The sequence below is a fragment of the Chelativorans sp. AA-79 genome (assembly GCF_029457495.1).
In the GTDB taxonomy this organism is placed as follows: Bacteria; Pseudomonadota; Alphaproteobacteria; order Rhizobiales; family Rhizobiaceae; genus Chelativorans.
The window spans coordinates 2,546,179-2,566,172 of record NZ_CP120361.1; the positions used below are offsets into that span (position 1 = coordinate 2,546,179).

At 66.1% G+C, this 19,994-nt stretch carries 24 protein-coding genes; 10 read left to right on the top strand and 14 right to left on the bottom strand.

Annotated features, from left to right (window positions below; translation table 11 throughout):
- Positions 1 to 45: 45 nt before the first annotated feature.
- From grxD to purC, 8 genes are all read right to left on the bottom strand, one after another.
- Complete coding sequence (gene grxD, locus PVE73_RS12330) at positions 46 to 381, bottom strand: Grx4 family monothiol glutaredoxin (RefSeq protein ID WP_277367193.1); 336 nt, start codon at positions 379 to 381, stop codon at positions 46 to 48.
- 252 nt (positions 382 to 633) lie between these two features.
- Positions 634 to 867: a BolA family transcriptional regulator gene (locus PVE73_RS12335; protein ID WP_277367194.1), complete on the bottom strand. Its 234-nt coding sequence runs from the start codon at positions 865 to 867 to the stop codon at positions 634 to 636.
- A 39-nt stretch (positions 868 to 906) separates the two neighbouring features.
- Positions 907 to 3,129 carry a phosphoribosylformylglycinamidine synthase subunit PurL gene (purL, locus tag PVE73_RS12340; RefSeq protein ID WP_277367195.1) on the bottom strand — a complete coding sequence of 741 codons (2,223 nt, stop codon included), beginning with the start codon at positions 3,127 to 3,129 and terminating at the stop codon, positions 907 to 909.
- A 30-nt stretch (positions 3,130 to 3,159) separates the two neighbouring features.
- Positions 3,160 to 3,603: a hypothetical protein gene (locus PVE73_RS12345; protein WP_277367196.1), complete on the bottom strand. Its 444-nt coding sequence runs from the start codon at positions 3,601 to 3,603 to the stop codon at positions 3,160 to 3,162.
- Entirely contained in the window at positions 3,600 to 4,268 is a 669-nt protein-coding gene (gene purQ, locus PVE73_RS12350) for a phosphoribosylformylglycinamidine synthase subunit PurQ (RefSeq protein WP_277367197.1), read from the bottom strand. Before purQ ends, PVE73_RS12345 begins: the two co-directional genes overlap by 4 nt.
- Positions 4,269 to 4,278: 10 nt before the next feature.
- The gene (locus PVE73_RS12355; RefSeq protein WP_277367198.1) at positions 4,279 to 4,521 is read right to left on the bottom strand and encodes a hypothetical protein; all 243 of its coding nucleotides are present in this window, start codon (positions 4,519 to 4,521) and stop codon (positions 4,279 to 4,281) included.
- Between the two features lie 20 nt (positions 4,522 to 4,541).
- Positions 4,542 to 4,784, bottom strand: coding sequence for a phosphoribosylformylglycinamidine synthase subunit PurS (gene purS / locus PVE73_RS12360; protein WP_277367199.1), 243 nt, complete (start codon positions 4,782 to 4,784; stop codon positions 4,542 to 4,544).
- Between the two features lie 21 nt (positions 4,785 to 4,805).
- A complete protein-coding gene (gene purC / locus PVE73_RS12365) occupies positions 4,806 to 5,594 on the bottom strand; it encodes a phosphoribosylaminoimidazolesuccinocarboxamide synthase (protein WP_277367200.1) in 789 nt (262 codons plus the stop codon).
- A gap of 262 nt (positions 5,595 to 5,856) precedes the next feature.
- Here purC and PVE73_RS12370 point away from each other — a divergent pair, with 262 nt between their 5' ends.
- Both PVE73_RS12370 and PVE73_RS12375 read left to right on the top strand, forming a co-directional pair.
- Positions 5,857 to 6,177, top strand: coding sequence for a DUF1476 domain-containing protein (locus PVE73_RS12370; RefSeq protein ID WP_277367201.1), 321 nt, complete (start codon positions 5,857 to 5,859; stop codon positions 6,175 to 6,177).
- A gap of 5 nt (positions 6,178 to 6,182) precedes the next feature.
- Positions 6,183 to 6,956 (top strand): aldolase/citrate lyase family protein, encoded by a 774-nt coding sequence (locus PVE73_RS12375; protein WP_277367202.1) that lies wholly within the window; start codon positions 6,183 to 6,185, stop codon positions 6,954 to 6,956.
- Position 6,957: 1 nt separating this feature from the next.
- Here the strand turns inward: PVE73_RS12375 and PVE73_RS12380 are convergent, their stop codons facing one another.
- Entirely contained in the window at positions 6,958 to 7,506 is a 549-nt protein-coding gene (locus PVE73_RS12380; RefSeq protein WP_277367203.1) for an alpha/beta hydrolase, read from the bottom strand.
- A 190-nt stretch (positions 7,507 to 7,696) separates the two neighbouring features.
- Here PVE73_RS12380 and PVE73_RS12385 point away from each other — a divergent pair, with 190 nt between their 5' ends.
- Positions 7,697 to 8,503, top strand: a complete 807-nt coding sequence (locus tag PVE73_RS12385; RefSeq protein ID WP_277367204.1) for a VOC family protein — start codon at positions 7,697 to 7,699, stop codon at positions 8,501 to 8,503.
- A gap of 86 nt (positions 8,504 to 8,589) precedes the next feature.
- Here the strand turns inward: PVE73_RS12385 and purB are convergent, their stop codons facing one another.
- The 5 genes from purB to PVE73_RS12410 are packed head-to-tail and all read right to left on the bottom strand — an operon-like array spanning position 8,590 to position 13,313.
- Positions 8,590 to 9,897 (bottom strand): adenylosuccinate lyase, encoded by a 1,308-nt coding sequence (gene purB, locus PVE73_RS12390; protein ID WP_277367205.1) that lies wholly within the window; start codon positions 9,895 to 9,897, stop codon positions 8,590 to 8,592.
- Between the two features lie 57 nt (positions 9,898 to 9,954).
- Positions 9,955 to 10,485, bottom strand: coding sequence for a hypothetical protein (locus PVE73_RS12395; protein WP_277367206.1), 531 nt, complete (start codon positions 10,483 to 10,485; stop codon positions 9,955 to 9,957).
- Complete coding sequence (locus tag PVE73_RS12400; protein WP_277367435.1) at positions 10,482 to 11,204, bottom strand: DUF2259 domain-containing protein; 723 nt, start codon at positions 11,202 to 11,204, stop codon at positions 10,482 to 10,484. The genes PVE73_RS12395 and PVE73_RS12400 overlap by 4 nt, the downstream gene beginning before the upstream one ends.
- Before the next feature lie 28 nt (positions 11,205 to 11,232).
- Positions 11,233 to 12,252 carry a P1 family peptidase gene (locus PVE73_RS12405; protein WP_277367207.1) on the bottom strand — a complete coding sequence of 340 codons (1,020 nt, stop codon included), beginning with the start codon at positions 12,250 to 12,252 and terminating at the stop codon, positions 11,233 to 11,235.
- Complete coding sequence (locus PVE73_RS12410) at positions 12,252 to 13,313, bottom strand: branched-chain amino acid ABC transporter substrate-binding protein (RefSeq protein WP_277367436.1); 1,062 nt, start codon at positions 13,311 to 13,313, stop codon at positions 12,252 to 12,254. Before PVE73_RS12410 ends, PVE73_RS12405 begins: the two co-directional genes overlap by 1 nt.
- A gap of 150 nt (positions 13,314 to 13,463) precedes the next feature.
- Here PVE73_RS12410 and PVE73_RS12415 point away from each other — a divergent pair, with 150 nt between their 5' ends.
- The 7 genes from PVE73_RS12415 to PVE73_RS12445 all read left to right on the top strand — a co-directional run bounded on the left by PVE73_RS12415 (position 13,464) and on the right by PVE73_RS12445 (position 19,994).
- Positions 13,464 to 13,958: a flavin reductase gene (locus PVE73_RS12415; protein WP_277367208.1), complete on the top strand. Its 495-nt coding sequence runs from the start codon at positions 13,464 to 13,466 to the stop codon at positions 13,956 to 13,958.
- Positions 13,959 to 13,977: 19 nt separating this feature from the next.
- Positions 13,978 to 14,907, top strand: coding sequence for a MoxR family ATPase (locus PVE73_RS12420; RefSeq protein WP_277367209.1), 930 nt, complete (start codon positions 13,978 to 13,980; stop codon positions 14,905 to 14,907).
- A gap of 4 nt (positions 14,908 to 14,911) precedes the next feature.
- Positions 14,912 to 16,165, top strand: a complete 1,254-nt coding sequence (locus PVE73_RS12425; protein ID WP_277367210.1) for a VWA domain-containing protein — start codon at positions 14,912 to 14,914, stop codon at positions 16,163 to 16,165.
- 283 nt (positions 16,166 to 16,448) lie between these two features.
- Entirely contained in the window at positions 16,449 to 16,787 is a 339-nt protein-coding gene (locus tag PVE73_RS12430) for an XdhC family protein (RefSeq protein ID WP_277367211.1), read from the top strand.
- Positions 16,787 to 17,494, top strand: a complete 708-nt coding sequence (locus PVE73_RS12435) for an XdhC family protein (RefSeq protein WP_277367212.1) — start codon at positions 16,787 to 16,789, stop codon at positions 17,492 to 17,494. Before PVE73_RS12430 ends, PVE73_RS12435 begins: the two co-directional genes overlap by 1 nt.
- Positions 17,491 to 19,107 carry a molybdopterin-binding/glycosyltransferase family 2 protein gene (locus PVE73_RS12440; protein WP_277367213.1) on the top strand — a complete coding sequence of 539 codons (1,617 nt, stop codon included), beginning with the start codon at positions 17,491 to 17,493 and terminating at the stop codon, positions 19,105 to 19,107. The genes PVE73_RS12435 and PVE73_RS12440 overlap by 4 nt, the downstream gene beginning before the upstream one ends.
- 2 nt (positions 19,108 to 19,109) lie before the next feature.
- Complete coding sequence (locus PVE73_RS12445) at positions 19,110 to 19,994, top strand: alpha/beta hydrolase (protein WP_277367214.1); 885 nt, start codon at positions 19,110 to 19,112, stop codon at positions 19,992 to 19,994.

Sequence of the window (19,994 nt, forward strand, 5' to 3'; positions counted from 1 at the left end):
AGTTTGCGGAAGCGGACGTCTGTGCCGGCCGGAGCCGGCGGAGGGTCAGGCCGCGCCGCGGGCGCTCACCTCTTTTTCTTCCAGGAACGACTGCAGTTCGCCCGCCTGGAACATCTCGCGCACGATGTCGCAGCCGCCGACAAACTCGCCCTTCACGTAAAGCTGGGGAATGGTCGGCCAGTTGGAGTATTCCTTGATCCCCTGGCGCAGCTCGTCGGAAGTAAGCACGTTGATGCCCTTATAATCGACATTGAGATAGTCGAGGATCTGCACGAGCTGGCCGGAAAATCCGCACTGCGGGAAGCCTGGCGTACCCTTCATGAAGAGAACCACGTCGTTCGTCTTCACTTCGTTTTCGATGAATTCGCTGATGCCGCTCATGGCGTCTTCCTTTCAGTGCCGACCCGGAGGCCGGCTACGTAAGCTTTGCTTACCGATATCTATTGCACGATCCGCCGTGGTGCAATGCGGGGAGGGGAGAAATCCTGACAGGATCGGAAACGGTGCTGCCCTTCCGTGGTCGCAAGGCGCGTCATGAACGAGGCGATGCGGCGAGCCTGTGGAACCCCTTCGGTGGCGGTCGTCCGTGCATTTCCCCGGCGCTCCAAGCGGACGCGGCAGCGGCGCGAAGCCCTACTCCGGCACGCTCGTCTGCAGGGCGAGCGCATGGAGCACGCCGCCCATATTGCCCTTGAGCGCGTCATAGACCATCTGGTGCTGCTGAACGCGGCTCTTGCCCCGGAAACTCTCGGCCACGACTTCCGCCGCGTAATGGTCGCCGTCACCCGCAAGATCGCGGATGGTGACTTTGGCGTCGGGTATGGATTCCTTGATGAGGCGCTCGATGTCGCCGGCACGCATCGCCATTCTCGCTCTCCCCTTCGGCCCGCCCGTTCAGCAGGGCCCTCAGCCCTGCATGAATCGGGGAAACCAGCCCTCATGGGCTTCTTTGAGTTCTGAAACGGATATGGCACGCGCTTCGCCCAGTTTCAATTCGTGCCCGCCGGTCATGCCGATCGCGGCGAGGGATACCCCCGCTTTTCCGGCTTCGTCGAAAAGCGCATCCAGCGTCCCGTCCTCCCGGCCCGCCGACACGGTGAGCACATAGCGGCCCTGGTCCTCGCCGAAGAAGGCAGCCGCGGCGTTTCCTGCCGGTGTGTCGATCTCCGCTCCGATCCCGGAAGCGATCGCCATTTCCGCCAGCGCGACGGCGAGCCCGCCGTCGGAGCAGTCATGAACCACGGTGGTCCTGCCCGAGCGGATCAGCCCGCGCACGAAATCGCCGACCCGCCTTTCATGCCCGAGATCGACCGGCGGCGGCGCGCCTTCGGCGCGTCCATGGATCTCGCGCAGATAGGCGGATTGGCCGAGATGGCTGCCCCAGCCTTCCGGTGCGCCCGCGAGCAGGATCATCTGGCCCTCACCGGCGAAGGCGATGCGCGCCATCTTCGTCCAGTCCGGGATGAGGCCGACGCCGGCAATGGTGGGCGTGGGCGGGATCGCTTCGCCCAGCGTCTCGTTGTAGAGCGAGACATTGCCGGAGACGATGGGAAAGCCGAGCGTGCGGCAGGCCTCGCCCACACCTTCGATGGCGCGCACGAGCTGACCCATGATCTCCGGCCGCTCCGGATTGCCGAAATTGAGATTGTCGGTGGCCGCCAGCGGCTCCGCCCCGGTGGCGGTGAGGTTGCGCCAGCACTCTGCCACGGCCTGCTTTCCGCCCTCGAAGGGGTCGGCTTCGCAATAGCGCGGCGTCACATCCGAAGAGAAGGCAAGGGCCTTGGCCGGATGGTCCTCGACGCGCACCACACCCGCGTCCCCGCCGGGGATCTGCAGGGAATTGCCCTGGATCAGCGTGTCGTACTGCTCCCACACCCAGCGGCGCGAGGAGAGATCCGGCGAGCCGATGAGCTTCAGGAGCGAATCCGCGATGTCGCCCTCGGGCACGGAGGCGGGATCGAGGGCCGGCGGCGCCTTCGGCACCACCCAGGGCCGGTCATATTCCGGCGCCTCGTCGCCGAGTTCCTTGATGGGAAGGTCGGCCACCTCGTCGCCCTGGTGGCGGATGCGGAAGCGCAGGTCGTCCGTCGTGTGGCCGACCACCGCGAAGTCGAGACCCCATTTGCGGAAGATCGCCTCGGCTTCCTCGCGCTTCTCGGGCCTCAGCACCATGAGCATGCGCTCCTGGCTTTCCGAGAGCATCATCTCATAGGCCGTCATGCGCTCCTCGCGCACGGGCACCTTGTCGAGGTCGAGTTCGATGCCGAGATCGCCCTTGGCGCCCATTTCCACCGCCGAGCAGGTGAGGCCGGCTGCCCCCATGTCCTGGATGGCGATGACGGCGCCGGTCGCCATCAGTTCGAGGCAGGCTTCGAGCAGGCACTTTTCCGTGAAGGGATCGCCCACCTGCACGGTCGGACGCTTCTCGTCGATGTCGGCGTCGAACTCGGCGGACGCCATGGTCGCACCGCCGACGCCGTCGCGCCCGGTCTTGGCGCCGAGATAGACGACGGGCAGGCCGACGCCCTCGGCTTTCGAGTAGAATATCGCGTCGGTGCGTGCGAGGCCCGCGGCGAAGGCGTTGACCAGGCAGTTGCCGTTGTAGCGCGGATCGAAATTGACCTCGCCGCCCACCGTCGGCACGCCGAAGGAATTGCCGTAGCCGCCGATGCCGGCCACTACGCCCGCCACGAGATGCCGCGTCTTCGCATGGTCCGGCGCGCCGAAGCGCAGCGCGTTCATGGCGGCGATCGGTCGCGCGCCCATGGTGAAGACATCGCGCAGGATGCCGCCCACGCCCGTCGCCGCGCCCTGATAGGGCTCGATATAGGAGGGATGGTTGTGGCTCTCCATCTTGAAGACGACGCACTGGCCATCGCCGATATCCACCACGCCGGCGTTCTCGCCGGGGCCCTGGATCACCCGCGGGCCGGAGGTGGGCAGCGTGCGCAGCCACTTCTTGGAGCTTTTATACGAGCAATGCTCGTTCCACATGGCGGAGAAGATGCCGAGCTCGGTGAAGGTCGGCTCGCGGCCGATGAGGTCGAGGATGCGCCGATATTCGTCCGGTTTCAGCCCATGGGCGGAGACAAGCTCGTCGGTGATGGGAATGGAATTGGGTATCGTCATGCCCCTCGTGCTCTCCAGGCGCGCATCGTCTTAGCTGCAGCTCACATGTCCACCCGACCACCGTGCAATATCGTCGTTCACACGGGCTCCCGTCCGGGTGCCGGCCAGCGGACCATAGGTTTCGATCGTTACCGGCGAGCCGCTCGCCTCGATCACCATCACCGGCAGGCCGCTCGTATTGCCTTTCTCGAGGACCAGAAGGCGAGGGCGCCCGGCGCTGGTGTCGAGTTCGGGCACCAGCCGCAGATCGCGGAAATCCGGGTCGGACGAGCGCATCCAGCATTCCGCACCGGCCTGATTGACCCGTTGAAGCACGCTCACCGGATTCCGGGCATCCGCTTGCAGCGACAGCGGCCCGGGCTCACCGCGGCAGGCGGCAAGGGCGCCGACCAGACCCGCCGCTGCAAAGATACGAATGGCGGGAAAACCGGTCCGGCCTTTGCTGGAGGCGCGGTCCGGCGCGCCGCGCGTCACGCCGCCTTCCCCAGAAGGCCCTCGAAAAGCGGCCGCCCGTCCAAACCGCCATGGGCTGCCTCGACGAGGTTTTCCGGATGCGGCATGAGGCCCAGCACATTGCCGCCCTTGTTCACGATGCCGGCAATATCGTTGATCGAGCCGTTCGGGTTCGTGCCCTCCGCATAGCGGAAGACCACCTGGCCTTCGCCCTCGATGCGCGCGAGCGTCTCGGCATCGGCGAAGAAATTGCCGTCGTGGTGGGCGACCGGGCAGCGGATCACCTGGCCCGGCGCATAGGCGCGGGTGAAGGCCGTGTTGGCGTTCGCCACCTGGAGCTTCACCTCGCGGCAGACGAATTTGAGCGAGGCGTTGCGCATCAGGGCGCCAGGAAGCAGGCCGGCCTCGAGCAGGATCTGGAACCCGTTGCACACGCCCATCACGAGCACGCCCTTGGCCGCTTTTTTGGCCACGGCATGCATGACCGGCATGCGCGCCGCGATCGCCCCGCAGCGCAGATAATCGCCATAGGAGAAGCCGCCGGGGATGACGATCAGGTCGACATCGGGCAGTTCCGTCTCGGTCTGCCAGACGGTGACCGGTGCCTTGCCGGAAATCTTCGTGAGCGCGGCGATCATATCGCGGTCGCGATTGAGGCCGGGAAGCTGGATGACGGCTGATTTCATGCGTTCGGTTCTAAGGTTTCTCGGTCTCGGCGAGTTCGCGCGGTTCCAGACGGCGCTCGATGCGGCCGAGCCGCTCGTCGTGGCGTGCGAGGATCATATAGAGGTTGGGGGTATCGCTTTGAAGGGCAACCATGGCTCCGCGCAGATTGGTTACCTCGGACTTGAGTTCGAGCAGCGCGAAATCGACCTTGTCAAACCGATCCTGCATCTTCTTCAGAAACTGGTACATGAACTCGCTGTTCGCCTCAGCCATTCCCGCCCTCCAGCACAACTTCAGGTGATGGAGATACTATAGTTCTCAATCACCGTGTTCGCCAGCAAGCGCTCGCACATTTCCTTCAGCTCGGCTTCCGCCTTGGCCCTGTCGGCGCCGTCGAGTTCGATGTCGAACACCTTGCCCTGGCGCACGGAGCCGACGCCGGAAAAGCTCAAGCCCTCGAGTGCGCCCTCGATGGCTTTGCCCTGCGGGTCGAGCACGCCGTTCTTGAGTGTGACGATGACGCGTGCCTTGATCACCTTCTTCTGCCCCCATGTTGATCAGTGGCGGGTTTCGTCGGGTTTCGACGAGACGAGCACGGGCCCGGCGGGTTTCGGCGGTTCGTTCTCGTTCATGATGCCCAGCCTGCGCGCGACTTCCTGGTAGGCCTCGACGAGGCCGCCCATGTCGCGGCGGAAACGGTCCTTGTCCAGCTTGTCGCGCGTGTTGATGTCCCACAGGCGGCAGGAATCGGGCGAGATCTCGTCGGCCACGACGATGCGCATCATGTCGCCTTCCCAGAGGCGGCCGCACTCGATCTTGAAGTCGACGAGCTGGATGCCCACTCCCAGGAAGAGCCCCGAGAGGAAGTCGTTGACGCGGATGGCGAGCGCCATGATGTCGTCGATCTCCTGGGGGCTCGCCCAGCCAAAGGCCGTGACGTGCTCCTCCGACACCATCGGATCGTCAAGCGCATCGGCCTTGTAGTAGAATTCGATGATGGAGCGCGGCAGCACCGTGCCTTCCTCGATGCCGAGCCTCTTGGCCAGCGAACCTGCGGCAATATTGCGCACGACGATTTCGAGCGGGATGATCTCCACTTCCTTGATGAGCTGCTCGCGCATGTTGAGGCGGCGGATGAAGTGGGTGGGAATGCCCATCCGGTTCAGATGTTCGAAGATATACTCCGAAATGCGGTTGTTCAGCACGCCCTTGCCATCGACGACTTCGTGCTTCTTCTTGTTGAAGGCGGTCGCATCGTCCTTGAAGAACTGGATCAGTGTACCGGGTTCAGGACCTTCGTAAAGAATCTTGGCCTTGCCCTCATAAATACGGCGGCGACGGTTCATGGCTTTCTCTGGGTTTCATATGCCGGTCCCAAGGTGGTGATCATCGGCCCGACTCGGCAAGATGGGGAGGAGCCAGCTGGCTTCTGCGGTCTCTAGCGCAAACACGCCGCCACCTCAATGCGCATTTCTTCTCCTCAACGGGATTCGCAGTACCGCGCGCGCTGCTATTGACCCGGCCCAAAGCTTCTGGTCTCTAAAGCGAAATCTTGTCGGGCATGCCGCATCTTCGTGGTATGCGTCGCTGCCAGAGCCGGAGGGTAGGATGAGCAACATGAGAGAGCGCGAGGAAACATTCGAGCGGATGTTCGTGCGCGACGAGGAACTGAAGTTCAAGGCCACCGTGCGGCGCAACAAGCTGCTGGGCCTTTGGGCCGCTGAAAAGCTCGGCAGAACGGGCGATCAGGCCGATGCCTACGCGAAGGAGGTCGTCAAGGCCGATTTCGAGGAAGCGGGCGACGAGGACGTGTTCCGCAAGATACGCAGTGACTTCGACGCCTCCGGCGTGACCGAGACTGATGATGCGATCCGCAACAAGATGGTGGAGCTGCTTGCCGAGGCCATTGCCCAGGTGAAAGGCGAATAGCGGCCATGCGCCGGCTTTCCGATCGGCTGGCGGCCGGCGAGACGATCCTCAGCGGCTGGTCCGGCATTCCGGACGCGCTCACCGTGGAGGCGATCGCTTGCACGGAATTCGATGCCGTCACCCTCGATATGCAGCATGGCGGCCATCATGAGGACAGCGTGCTGCGGAGCATCGTGCCGCTGATGCTGCGCGAACGGCACGCGATCGTGCGCATACCGGTGGGCCGTTTCGACATGGCGAGCCGGTCGCTCGACTTCGGCGCCGAGGCGGTGATCGCGCCCATGATCAATTCGGTGGAGGATGCGCGCCGTTTCGCCGCCGCCATGAACTATCCCCCGCGCGGAGAGCGCTCGTGGGGGCCGACCTTCGCCCTCCCGCGCTCGCGCGAGGCGGGCGGGCAGCACTGGCTGGAGAGCAGCAGGGGCCGCACGCTGGCTTTCGCCATGATCGAGACACGCGCCGCCCTTGCCGTTGTCGACGAGATCGCCGGGACGGAAGGCATCGACGGCATCTTCGTCGGCCCGTCGGATTTCTCGATTGCATGGACGGAAGGCCGCACCATCGATCCCTCGCTTGCCGGGATGATGGACGCCATTGCCCATATCGCCGAGCGGACGAAGGCGGCCGGCAAGCTCCTTGCCGTCTATTCGGTCGATCCGGGGCTGGTCGGCCGGTATCACGCGATGGGATACAGGCTCTTCGCTCTCGGCAGCGATTATGGCTACATCCAGAACGGTGCGGCCGGCATGATTGCCAAAGCCAGGGAAAGCATCGCCTAGCTTAGAGCCGCCCCAGGAACTTTGCGAAGGCGAGGGAGCCTTCCGGCCATGGGCCGAAGCCCGCTTCGGCATTGATGTGCCCGGCGTCTCCCGCATCGAGCAGAAGCGAGCCCCAGGCGGCCGCGATGTCCTCCGCCTGCTCGAAGCTTCCGAAATGGTCGTTGCGGCTCGCCACCACGACGGAGGGAAAGGGCAGCGGCGCGCGCGGGTAGGGCCCGAAGGTCATCAGGTGCTTCGGCCTGATCCCCGGGTTGGCGACGTCCGGCGGCGCGACGAAGAAGGCCCCGGCCACGCGTCTGCAGAAACGCGGAATGCCGTGGATGGCCGAGGCTATTCCCAGCGAGTGGGCGACGAGCACCACCGGCTTTTCGGACTCGTTGACGGCCTCCACCACCTTGTCCACCCAGTCCTCGCGCACCGGTTTGGACCACTCCGCCTGCTCGACGCGGCGTGCGGTCGAAATCCGCGCTTGCCAGCGGCTCTGCCAGTGGTCCGGCCCTGAATTGGTGTATCCGGGAATGATGAGGATGTCGGCGTCCTTGGCTTTCATGGCGGTGCATCTAGCCAGCAAGGCTGCTCGATGCAACCCGCTTCCACGATGTGCGAATGGTGAACACGGCGTTCTCCTTTCCGCGCTTGTGCGCCGAGGGGTGCATGGTCACATTCAAGACAGCGAATGGCGCATCGAGATGATGCATATGGTGCTGTGCCGGGCACTCCGGCGGGCCGGGAGATGCAAGATGACCGAACTTCCCTTTGCCGCGACGACGCCGATCAGCGTGGCTGCCGTCGGCCTCACGTCACGCGATTCGGAGGCGCTGGCGCGGTATTACCGCGACGTCGTCGGCCTCCACGAATTGTCGCGCGGGAGCGGGGCGATCGTGCTCGGCGCCGGCGAACGGCCGCTTTTGACCATCGAGCAGTATGCGTCTGCCAAGCCGGACGATACGCGCGAGGCAGGCTTGTTCCACACCGCCTTTCTTCTGCCTTCCCGTGCGGCCCTTGCGCGCTGGACGCGCTATGCGATGGAGCGTCGGATCGGCATAGACGGCGCCTCGGACCATCTCGTGAGCGAGGCGATCTACCTGAACGATCCGGAAGGCAACGGGATCGAGATCTATGCGGACCGCCCGCGTGAGCGCTGGCAGTGGGAGAACGGTGAGATCGCCATGAAGACGCTCCGGCTCGACTTCCGCGACCTGCTGGAGGCGGCAGGCGACGAGACCTGGAATGGAGTACCGGACGGTACGGTCATCGGCCATGTGCACCTGCGCGTCGGCGATCCGGCGGAAGCGGAGACATGGTGGCACGAGGCGCTCGGCCTCGAAACCATGGCGCGTTACGGCCCGAGCGCGGTGTTCCTCGCGTCGGGCGGCTATCACCACCATGTCGGCGCCAATGCCTGGCACAGCGCCGGTGCCGAGCGCCGCGACCCCGCGAGGGCGGGGCTTTCATGGGTGACGTTCAACGACACGCGCGCGCCGGGCGAGCGCACGCTCGAAGACCCTTGGGGCACCGTCATTCGGATATCGCCGCGTTCAAGTTGAGAGCCGCAGTCCCTATCACTTGCGATTTCCAAATCTTAGCTGGAGCGCAGCGGAAGCTGAAATCGCAAGTGGGGTAAATCAGCCCCCTAAATCTTCCCGAACACCCGCCTGAAGATCGTGTCCACATGCTTGGTGTGATAGCCGAGATCGAATTTTTCGCGGATATCTTTCTCCGACAGGGCCGCACGCACATCCTGGTCGGCGAGCAATTCCTGCAGGAAATCGGCGCCGTGCTCCCACACCTTCATCGCGTTGCGCTGTACCAGACGGTACGCATCCTCCCGGCTCACGCCCGTCTGGGTCAGTGCGAGCAGCACGCGCTGCGAATGGACGAGCCCGCGGAACCGGTCGAGATTCCTCTGCATGCTTTCGGGATAGACGACCAGCTTCTCCATCATGCCGGTCAGCCGCGCGAGCGCGAAGTCGAGCGTCACGGTGGCGTCCGGTCCGATCATCCGTTCCACGGAGGAATGCGAGATGTCGCGCTCGTGCCAGAGCGCTACGTTCTCCATCGCCGGCATCGCGTAGGCGCGCACCATGCGGGCGAGGCCCGTGAGGTTCTCCGACAGCACGGGGTTGCGCTTGTGCGGCATGGCCGAGGAGCCCTTCTGTCCCGGCGAGAAATACTCCTCCGCCTCCAGCACCTCCGTGCGCTGCAGGTGCCGCACCTCCGTGGCCAGCCGCTCGATGGAGGAGGCGATCACGGCGAGCGTGGCGAAGAACATGGCGTGCCGGTCGCGCGGGATCACCTGGGTCGAGACCGGTTCGGGCTTAAGCCCCATCTTGGCCGCGACATGCTCCTCCACGCGCGGGTCGATATTGGCGAAGGTGCCGACCGCGCCGGAGATGGCGCAGGTCGCCACCTCCTCGCGGGCATGCACCAGCCGCTCACGGCAGCGGGAGAATTCCGCATAGGCTTGCGCGAGCTTCAGCCCGAAGGTGGTGGGCTCCGCGTGGATGCCGTGGCTGCGCCCGATGGTGACCGTGTCCTTGTGCTCGAAGGCGCGCGCCTTCAGCGTCTCCAGGAGCTTGTCCAGATCGGAAAGCAGGATGTCGCTCGCTCGCACGAGCTGCACGTTGAAGCAGGTGTCGAGCACGTCGGAGGAGGTCATGCCCTGATGCACGAAGCGCGCCTCCGGTCCGACGATCTCGGCCAGATGCGTCAGGAAAGCGATCACGTCATGCTTGGTCTCGCGCTCGATCTCGTCGATGCGGTCGATGTCGAATTTGGCATTGCCCGCCTTTTCCCAGACCGTCCTGGCGGCCTCCTTCGGCACGATGCCGAGCTCGGCCATGGCGTCGGCCGCATGGGCCTCGATCTCGAACCAGATGCGGAATTTCGTCTCGGGGGACCAGATGGCGGCCATCTCGGGCCGCGAGTAGCGCGGGATCATGGGCTTGCCTTGTTTTCGTAGAAGCCGGTCGGGTCCTATCAGACGGTGTTGCGAAGCTCAACGCGCACGGACCGCAAACCACAGGCTGACGGCAAAAAGTCCTATTAAACCGTACGGGAAATAGAGGCGCAGCCCGAGGACCGCGAACTGGTAGAATGCGCTCAGGACCGTACCGGCGAACTGCAGCACCCAGACGGGGGAGAACGCCTCCTCGTGCCAGTGCGCATAATAGGCGCGGTAGATCACGGCGAAGAGGAGGGCGGTGACGCCCACCGTCGTCAGCGCCAGGAGCAGGAAGGCGCTAGCGAAACGCTGGGTCGGCATTTTCTCGCCCGCGACCGCCTCTGTCATGAACATCGCCAGCGGAAAGGCCGCCGCCGCGCCGGCTGCATATATCAAGAGGACGGTGAGGATATGCGAAGGGTTCGCCCAGTGGGCAACGCCCCAATATGCGCCGCCCGCCATGAGGACGGACCAGAGGAAAGCGCCGGCGGAAGCCGCACGCGGGGAGGGGACCGCCCGCCTGAGGCGGCCGCCCAGCAGCCTGCCGGGCCCGGCAATGGCGGGGGAACGCGCGGCGCCGGTCACAATTTGCCCGTCACGGCAAGGAAGCGGTGGTCCGGCCCCTCGAAGCCCACGCGGCGGATAGCGACGAGCACGGCGAAGACCGGCTCACCGCCATCGGGATGGAAGGTCTGCACCCCCGCAATGCGGTAGCCGAGTGGGCAGCCGCGGCTTGAAGGCACTTCCTGGTCCTCGTGCACCAGCTCCGTCTGGGCGCCTGCCGTCGTGGCGACGCGAAGCAGGCGGAAGCCGACGATCATCCCCATGCCCTGGCAGTTTTCCGGCTGCGCCGCCGCCATCTCCTCGAGACGGAACTCGACCGGCTCGTCGAGGGGCGGGATGACGGGCCGCGGATTGACCATCATCCTCCGCGGATCCGCGGAAAGCTCCGTCACCGCATTCCATCCCGCCCGGAAGCCTTGGTGCTCCGTCAACTCTTCGTCGGAGATGATTGATTGCGCTTCCATTTTTGCCTGCTGCCGCGCATCCTCAACAGTGGCTTGCTCGTCGTCGAGCCGTACGCGGATCGGGGTATCGGGAAGGAATTTGTCCGTGTCCGTGTCGATGTAGAACCGGCTGGCATAGGGAAAGCCCGAGCCGTCCTGCACTCCGTATTCCTCGAAGGCGAAGATACCGCCATCGGTGCTGAAGCCGAGAACTTCCACGGCAGCCATATCCCCCGCGCGGGCGGAAGGCGCGAGCAAGAACGTGAACGCGATGATCAGGCGGCAGATCGGCGGCATGGTTGTTCCCTCATGATCGTGCTTGTGCTCAGGCGTCGCGGCTTCCGGCAAGGCGCTCCTCCCAGGCGGGCATGAGGTCGCCTTCGGCCGGTTTCGCCGCATGCACTCCACGGGCGATCGCCCGCGCCATGGTCGCGGCCGCCGCGGCGTACACTTCGATCGCAGTTTGCCGGTCGGATGTCATTTCCTTGCGGCCGGTGGCAAGCGCAAAGACCAGGTCTCCGTCCACGGGCGTGTGTGAGGGCCAGATCGCCCGGGCGAAACCGTCATGGGCGGCGACGGCGAGCCGCTGCGCCGCGGCCTTGTCGAGCCTGGCATCGGTTGCGATCACGGCGATGGTCGTGTTTCCCGAAAGCCCGCCGACTTTCTTCCTGGCGATCCGGCGAGCCTCGGGCGGGATAGGTGAGGGGAGGCCGAGGCCGCCGAACTCCGCCTCGATCTCGAAGGGCGCAGCCCAGAAATGGGTGGTCTCACCCACGGTGACGGAGCCGGCGGCGTTCACGGCGGCAAGCGCGCCCACCGTGATCCCGTTGGAAAGCAGGGTGGAGGCCGAGCCGAGGCCGCCTTTCAGGCCCGCCGTGAGCGCGCCCATGCCCGCACCGTGGGTGCCGAGGGCGAATTGCAGGGAGGCTTGCCGGCATGCCTCGTAGCCGAGTTCCCGGTACGGCGGGTAGCGGCCCCAGTCCTTGTCGCCGCCATTGGCGAGATCGAAGAGGATCGCGGCCGGCACGATGGGCACGCGGTGGCCGGCCGCCTCGAAGCCTTGCCCCGTCTCCCTGAGCGCCGCCTGCACGCCGGAGGCGGCATCGAGGCCGAAGGCGGAGCCGCCGGACAGCACGATGGCGTTCACCCTTTCCACGAGCGCCTGTGGAGCGAGCAGGTCGGTCTCGCGCGTGCCGGGCGCGCCGCCCAGGACCTGGACCCCCGCCACGGCAGGTTCATCGCAGAGCACGACCGTGACGCCGGACTTCAGCCGGCCATCATCGCTGTTGCCGACGGTCAGGCCGGCAACGTCGGTGATGAGATTTCCGGGACCGGTCTGTATCATCAGTCCGCCTCGACGAATTGTTCGCCGTCATAGCGGAAGAGGCGGTAGAGATTGCCGGCAAGATCGCCCTTTTCATCGAAGCGGATTTCGCCGATGCCGGTGCCGAAGGAAAGGCGCGAGAGCGCGTCCGCCACCGGCAGTCCGGCCTGCGCGGCTTCCTGGCTTGCCGTTTCCGCGATCTGGAAGGCGGCGAAGCCCGGAAGCACATAGCCTTCCGGGAGAATGCCGGCCTCGTCCAGCACGGCATTCGCTTCGGGCGTCGCCAGATCCTGCCATCGCGGGAGGCCGACCATCAGGACACCGGCGGGGAGGGGAACGGGGCCGTCTTCCGCCCTCAATGCCTCACCGCCGGCGAAGGTGACCTGGTAACCGAGCCCCTCGGCATCGCGCGCCATGATGGCGATGTCGCTCCTGTCGCCACCGACGAACACACGCGTCGCGCCCGCGCGCCGCAGCCGGCCCACCAGCCCGATCTGGTTGTCGAGCTGGGGCCGGAACGTATCGACAAGAACGGGCTCCAGTTTGGCGAGCTCGGCCTCGGCGCGCAGCGTCTCCGCCAGCTCGCGGCCATGGATCGTGCCGTCGTCGACGATGGCGAAGAACTCCCGGCGCCAGAGCGGCACGAGGATCGCGGCCACGGCCTCGCTTTCGTCGTCCGCACGCGGCCCCAGGCGGAAGACCGGCCACCCGGTGCGGTCCTTCTGGTCCGTCAGGCTGTTGGTCCTGACCGGCGTTATCACCGGAATGCCGGCTTCCTTCAGGATCGGCATGGCGGCTTCGATCGCGGGCGTGCACAGGAAGCCGATGACAACGGAGGCGTTCGCCGCTGCAAGTTGTCGTGCCGCCGCCGCACCCCCTTCCTCCGTGCAGGCGCTGTCCGCCTCGGCGAGGCGCGCCGTACCGCCTTGCGCCGCCGCGCGCGCGCCGTTCGCCCATTGCTGTCCCAAAAGCCGGAAATCGCCGCTGAGCGGGGCGGCAAGCCCGATCGTAAGCTCCTGCGCACGGGCCGGGGGGCTCGCCATGAAGGTGAGGAACAGCAGGGGAATGGTGACAAAACGCATCAATCGACGAACGCCGCGGCTCTTGTGCAGCAAACAGGTTACAGCACTGGTAAAGCTTGGCAGTGCCGGGTGCAACACGCTATCGAGCCCCAGGCGGTTGCTTGCAAGCGACGGGACCATACCTATATCGAGGCGGGCGAGGAATTTCTTGTGCTGAAGACGAACGACGTAGCTCCCCAGGATTACCGGAACGCGATGGCCCGCTTTGCGGGCGCCGTGCATGTGATCACGACCGACGGTGCCGCCGGCCGGCGTGGCGTGACGGTGATCGCCGCCTGTTCGGTCTCGGACAGTCCGCCCATCGTTCTCGCCTGCCTGAACCGGGATAACGTCAACAACGACCTCTTTCTTCAAAACGGCGTCTTCGCGCTGAACACGCTCGCGGCCGGGCATGAGAACCTGTCGAACGCCTTTTCCGGCCTGACCGGCCTTCCACAGGACGAGCGCTTCGCGCTGGGCGAGTGGGATACGCTTTCCTCGGGCGCGCCCACCCTGCTCGGCGCCATGGCCGTTTTCGACTGTCAGGTGATCGACACCAAGGAACTCGCCACCCATCGCGTGTATTTCGGCAAGGTGACAGGCCTGCGCATCGGCGCTAACCTCAAGCCGCTCCTCTACCACGACCGCAGCTACCGCGTTCTCTAAGCCAGCTCCCGGGGTCACCATGTCCGAACCCATGCCGCGCGCCTTTCCGCAATCGATCGACGAGACGGTCGGGCTGCTGAACGCGGCCGACTATGTGGCCGATCGCGCGCTGGCGACCGTCGTCTTCCTGAGCCTCAAGATGCGCCGCCCTCTTTTTCTGGAAGGCGAGGCCGGCGTGGGCAAGACCGAGATCGCCAAGGTGTTGGCCCAATCGCTGGGCCGTCCCTTGATCCGCCTGCAGTGTTATGAGGGTCTGGACGTCTCCTCTGCGGTCTATGAGTGGAACTATGCCGCGCAGATGATCGAGATCCGCATGGAGGAAGCGGCTGGTGTGGCGGACCGCGACGTCATGGAGCACAATGTCTTCTCCGAGAAATACCTGATCCGCCGCCCGGTTCTGGAGGCGCTCAACGGCATGCCGGGCGCGGCGCCCGTCTTCCTCATCGACGAGCTCGACCGCACCGACGAGGCGTTCGAGGCCTTCCTGCTCGAAATCCTCTCGGACTATCAGGTCACGGTGCCGGAACTCGGCACCATCCGGGCGGAGGAGCCGCCGGTCGTCGTCATCACCACCAACCGCACGCGCGAGATCCACGACGCCCTGAAGCGCCGCTGCCTCTACCACTGGGTCGACTATCCGGATGCGGAGCGGGAGCTCGAAATCGTTCGTCGCAGGGTGCCGCAGGCGAACAGCCGCCTGTCGCAGGAGGTCGTGCGCTTCGTCCAGAAGCTGCGAGACATGGACCTCTTCAAGGTGCCGGGCGTCGCCGAATCGATCGATTGGGCGACCGCCCTGACCGAGCTCGACAAGGTGGCGCTCGATCCCGAGACGGTTTCCGACACGCTGGGCGTGCTCCTGAAATACCAGGACGATATCGCGCGGCTGCGGGAGGGCGAGAGCGCCCGTATCCTGGACGAGGTCAAGGCCGAGTTCCAGGCCGCCGGGTGAGACCATGGCGCAGAGCGGCGACGCGCGCATCTTGACGGCCGATCCGGAAGGGCGGATCGCCGACAACATCGTCTATTTCGCCCGCGCGCTGCGCAAGGCCGGTCTGCGGGTGGGGCCTGCCGCCGTCACCGACGCGATCCAGGCCGTGCTCGCGGCCGGCATCGGCACGCGCGAGGATTTCTACTGGACGCTTCATGCCGTGCTCGTCACCCGGCGCGAGGACCACGCGGTCTTCGACGAGGCCTTCCGCCTGTTCTGGCGCTCGCGCGAGCTGATCGAGAAGATGCTCGCCATGCTCTCGCCCGTTGCGCCCGCCGTTCGCGAAAAGGAAAAGCCGAGGCCGGGCGAGAAACGTGCCGGAGAGTCCTTCTTGCGACCCGATTCCGACCTGGATCGGAAGGAACCGGCGCCGGAGATCGAAATCGATGCCCGGCTTTCGTTTTCATCGCGCGAGGTGTTGGCGGCCAAGGATTTCGCGCAGATGTCGGCTGATGAGATCGCGGAGGCCAGGAAGGCCATCGGCAGGCTGGTCATGCCCCACGACCGCGTCGCGACACGGCGCTACCGCACCGATCCACGCGGTCGGCGCGTCGATCCGCGCGCGATGATGCGCCTGGGGCTGCGCACGGGCGGCGATCTGATCCTGCCGCGCTACAAGTCGCCCCGCCATGTGCACCCGCCTCTGGTGGTGCTGGCAGATATCTCCGGCTCCATGAGCCAGTACACGCGCATTTTCCTGCACTTCCTGCATGCCCTGACGGAAAGCCGGCGGCAGGTGGCGAGCTTCGTCTTCGGCACGCGGCTGACGAACCTCACCCGCCAGCTGCGCCACCGCGACCCCGACGAGGCGCTTGCCGAATGCGCCGGCGCCGTCCAGGACTGGTCGGGCGGCACGCGCATCGGCGAGGCGATCGGCAGCTTCAACCGGCTCTGGTCGCGCCGGGTGCTGGGGCAAGGGGCGGTGGTGCTCCTCATCACCGACGGGCTCGAGCGAGAGGATGTCGAAACGCTGGCACACGAGATGGAGCGCCTGCACAAGTCTTGCCGGCGGCTGGTCTGGCTCAACCCCCTTCTGCGCTTCGAGGGTTTCGAGCCGAAGGCGCGGGGCATGCGTGCCATGCTGCCCCATGTGGACGAATTGCGGCCGGTGCACACGCTGAACGCGCTGTCGGACCTGTGCGAGGCGCTGTCCACAATGCCCCGGGCGCGTGGAAGACCGGTTTTGCGCGAGGGGCTTGGCAAGCGCCCGCGCGCGTGACCATATTGGATGGTGCAAGGAACCCCTCACTTGCGATTTCTAAGGGCTTGGCTTCGCTAAACCCAAGAAATCGCTTTCTCTCCCGCAAGGGGAGAGATAATGCCGGCGTCGGCCTTGCCGCCAATCGCCAATATCTGCGATTTGCGGGAGCGCAGGAGCAGGCACCTATCTCTTCCTTGCGGGAGGGAAAGCGATTTCAATGCCTTAGCTGGAGCGGCGCGCAAGCTCGGTGTTAGAAATCGCAAGTGAGGGGTGACCCGGCATTTGGCTAGGAGGCGAGGACATGTCCGAAGTCGCTCAAGTTCCTGAACCGCGCGATCCGCTGATGATCGCGGAGGAATGGATGAAGGACGGCAGGAACGTGGCGATCGCCACCGTGGTGGAGACCTGGGGCTCCGCGCCGCGGCCGGTCGGCAGCCACCTCGTCATCGATGCCGACGGCCTTTTCGAAGGCTCCGTCTCAGGCGGGTGCGTCGAAGGCGCCGTGGTGGCCGAGGCTTCGGAAGTGATCGCAGACGGCAATCCGCGCATGCTGGAATTCGGCGTGGCAGACGAGACCGCCTGGCGGGTCGGCCTTTCCTGCGGCGGCCGCATCAAGGTCTATGTGGAACGGCTCGGCTGATGGACCCCTATTCCCTCAAGAAGCTCAACCAGTGCCGCCGCGAACGCAGGGCGGCAATCCTGCTCACCGATCTGGGCGACGGCCGCGACCGTGTGGTGGTGGAGGGCGACCCGGTGGCGGGCCGCCTGGGCGAAGCCGTCGCGGAGGCGTTCCGCTCGGGCAAATCCGGCACGGTCGAGGCGGACGGCCGCAGCTTCTTCCTCAACGTGCATCTGCCGCCGCCCCGGTTGGTGATGATCGGCGCGGTCCATATCAGCCAGGCACTGGCGCCGATGGCGCGGATCGCCGGATTCGACCTGCACATCATCGATCCGCGCACGGCCTTCGCCTCGCCCGAGCGGTTCCCCGACGTCAGGCTCGAAGCCGAATGGCCGGAAGACGTGCTCAAGAGGAGCCCCCTCGATGCCTATTGCGCGCTGGCCGCGCTCACTCACGATCCAAAGATCGACGATCTTGCGCTGACGGCCGCGCTTGAGGCGGGCTGCTTCTATGTGGGCGCGCTCGGCAGCCGCAAGACCCACGCGAAGCGTGTCGAGCGGCTGGTGGCCGCCGGCCTGTCCATGGAGGCGATCGAGCGTATCCACGCGCCGATCGGCCTTGCGATCGGCGCGGCAAGCCCCGCCGAGATCGCGGTGGCCGTGCTCGCGCAGATCATCGAGGCGCTGCGCTCGCGCGGACTTACGGCCCGGAAGGGCGAAGCCGCGTGAGGTTCGGCGCGACAGAGGTGGAAAAGGCCGAGGGCGCGATCCTCGCCCATGCCACGATGGCCGGCGAGAAGCGCCTGCGCAAGGCGCACCGCCTGACCGCAGGGGATATCGAGGACCTGCGCCGCGCCGGCGTCCGCGAGGTGATCGCGGCGGTTCTGGAGCCGGGCGACCTCGACGAGGATGCCGCCGCCGCCCGCCTCGCCGCCTTGCTCGTCTGCGATCACGTCGAGGCCCGGCCGCCTTCGACGGGCCGTGTCAATCTCCATGCGCGGGAGGCCGGCATCTTCCTGGTGGAGCGCGGGATCGTCGATGCGATCAACCGCATCGACCCGGCGGTCACCCTGGCGACGCTCGAGCCCTTCGCCGCCGTGGAGGCGGGGCAGATGGTGGCGACGGTCAAGATCATCCCCTTCGCCGTGCACGAAAGTCTGCTGGCGCGCGCGGAGGCGATCGCCGCCGAACGACAGGCTTTCTCCGTGCGCCCCTTCGTCCCGCGCAAGATCGGGCTCGTGCAGACGGTGCTGCCGGGCGTCAAGACCAGCGTGCTCGACAAGACCGCCCGCATCACCGAAGCGCGGCTCGCACGCTCCGTGAGCCGCATCACGCGGGAACTGCGCCCGCCGCACGAGGAAGAGGCGGTCGCGCAAGCGATCCGCGAACATGCGTCTTCGAGCGACATGGTGCTCATTTTCGGCGCGTCCGCCGTCTGCGACGAGGACGATGTCGTGCCGGCGGCGATCCGCCGCGCGGGCGGCGGCGTCTCGCGGGTCGGCATGCCCGTCGATCCCGGCAACCTCCTGGTGCTCGGATCGCTCGGCGGCAAGCCGGTGCTGGGCGTGCCCGGCTGTGCCCGCAGCCCCAAGCTCAACGGTTTCGATTGGGTCCTGGACCGCTTGATCGCCGGGATCGAGGTAACGCCGGAAGGCATCGCCGGCATGGGCGTCGGCGGGCTTCTGATGGAGATTCCGACGCGGCCGCAGCCGCGCGAGGCTTCCGCCGCGCGTGCATCCGCAAAGGTCTGGGCCGTGCTCCTCGCGGCCGGCCAGTCGCGCCGGATGGGGCCGCAGAACAAGCTGCTCGCGACATTCGAGGGAAAGCCGCTGGTGCGCCGCACGGCCGAACAGCTTCTGGCAAGCCGGGCGACGGGCACGGTGGCCGTCCTCGGCCATGAGGCGGAAGCTGTGTCGGACGCGCTTGCCGGTCTCGACCTGAGGACCGTTTTCAACGCCGATTTCGCCACCGGACTCGCAAGCTCGCTCAAGGCCGGGATCCGTGCGCTGCCGCCCTCCGCCGACGCGGCACTGGTCGCGCTGGCGGACATGCCGGGGATCGCGGCGACCGATCTCGACCGGCTCGTCGCGGCCTTCTTGGCCGCAGGCGGCCGCTCCATCGTGCGCGCCACCCATGGCGGCAAGCGCGGCAACCCCGTGATCCTGCCGCGAAGGCTTTTTTCCGAGGTGGAGAAGCTCGAGGGCGACACCGGCGCGCGCCAGCTCGTCGAAAGCGCCGTCGATATCGTGGATGTCGAACTCGGCCCCGCTGCGAGCCTGGACGTGGATACGCCCGAAGCGCTGCAGGCGGCCGGCGGCGTGCTGGGCGCGCGCGAGCGGTAGCGATGCCGTCACTGTTGCGCCAGCTCGTTTTGTCATCTGCCGTATCGATAGCGCTCCTCGCCACGCCAGCCCTCTCCCTCGAACTCGGCCCCTTCAAGGACCGGCTCTTCGCCTATCCGCCCGTTCTGGAAAGCAGCGACGGCGGCGACTACCGCGTGATCAACTACCGCGAGATGCGCGACATCAACGGCCGCGATGCGGTGCCCGAGCGCCGCGTGCACGGGCGCTATGTCGCGACGGAAATCCGGCGCATGCAGCAGGACCTGGTGTTGAAGACCCACACCGGGCCGGTTCCGCATTTCGCGGTGGGCAGAACCGAGAATGCGCGCGTGATCACGATCTATCTGCACGGGCAGGGCGGCAACCGGCATCAGGGCGTGAATGACTTCACCTTCGGCGGCAATTTCAACCGTATCAAGAACCTGATGGGCCGCAATGGCGGCCTTTATCTTTCGCCGGATTTCACCGATTTCGAAGGGCAGGGGGCGACGGAAATCCTGGCGCTTCTGTCCTACTATGCCGCCCGCTCGCCGCGGGCGCCGATCTTCGTGGCCTGCGGCTCCATGGGTGGGGCGCTCTGCTGGCGCATCGCGCGGTCGGAAGCCCTCGCCCCGAGGCTTGGCGGCCTCCTTCTCCTCGGCTCCTTCTGGGACGACGGATTCCTGGGCTCTTCCGCTTTTGCACGCCGTGTGCCGGTCTTCTTCGGCCATGGCAGCCGTGACACGGTCTTTCCCGTCGAGAACCAGGAAGCCTTCTACCGCCGCATAAGCAAGACGCCCGGCTATCCTGCCCGTTTCGTGCGTTTCGAAACCGGCAGCCACGGCACGCCCATCCGCATGACGGACTGGCGCGAGACGCTCAACTGGATGCTTTCGGTCGACCGTTGA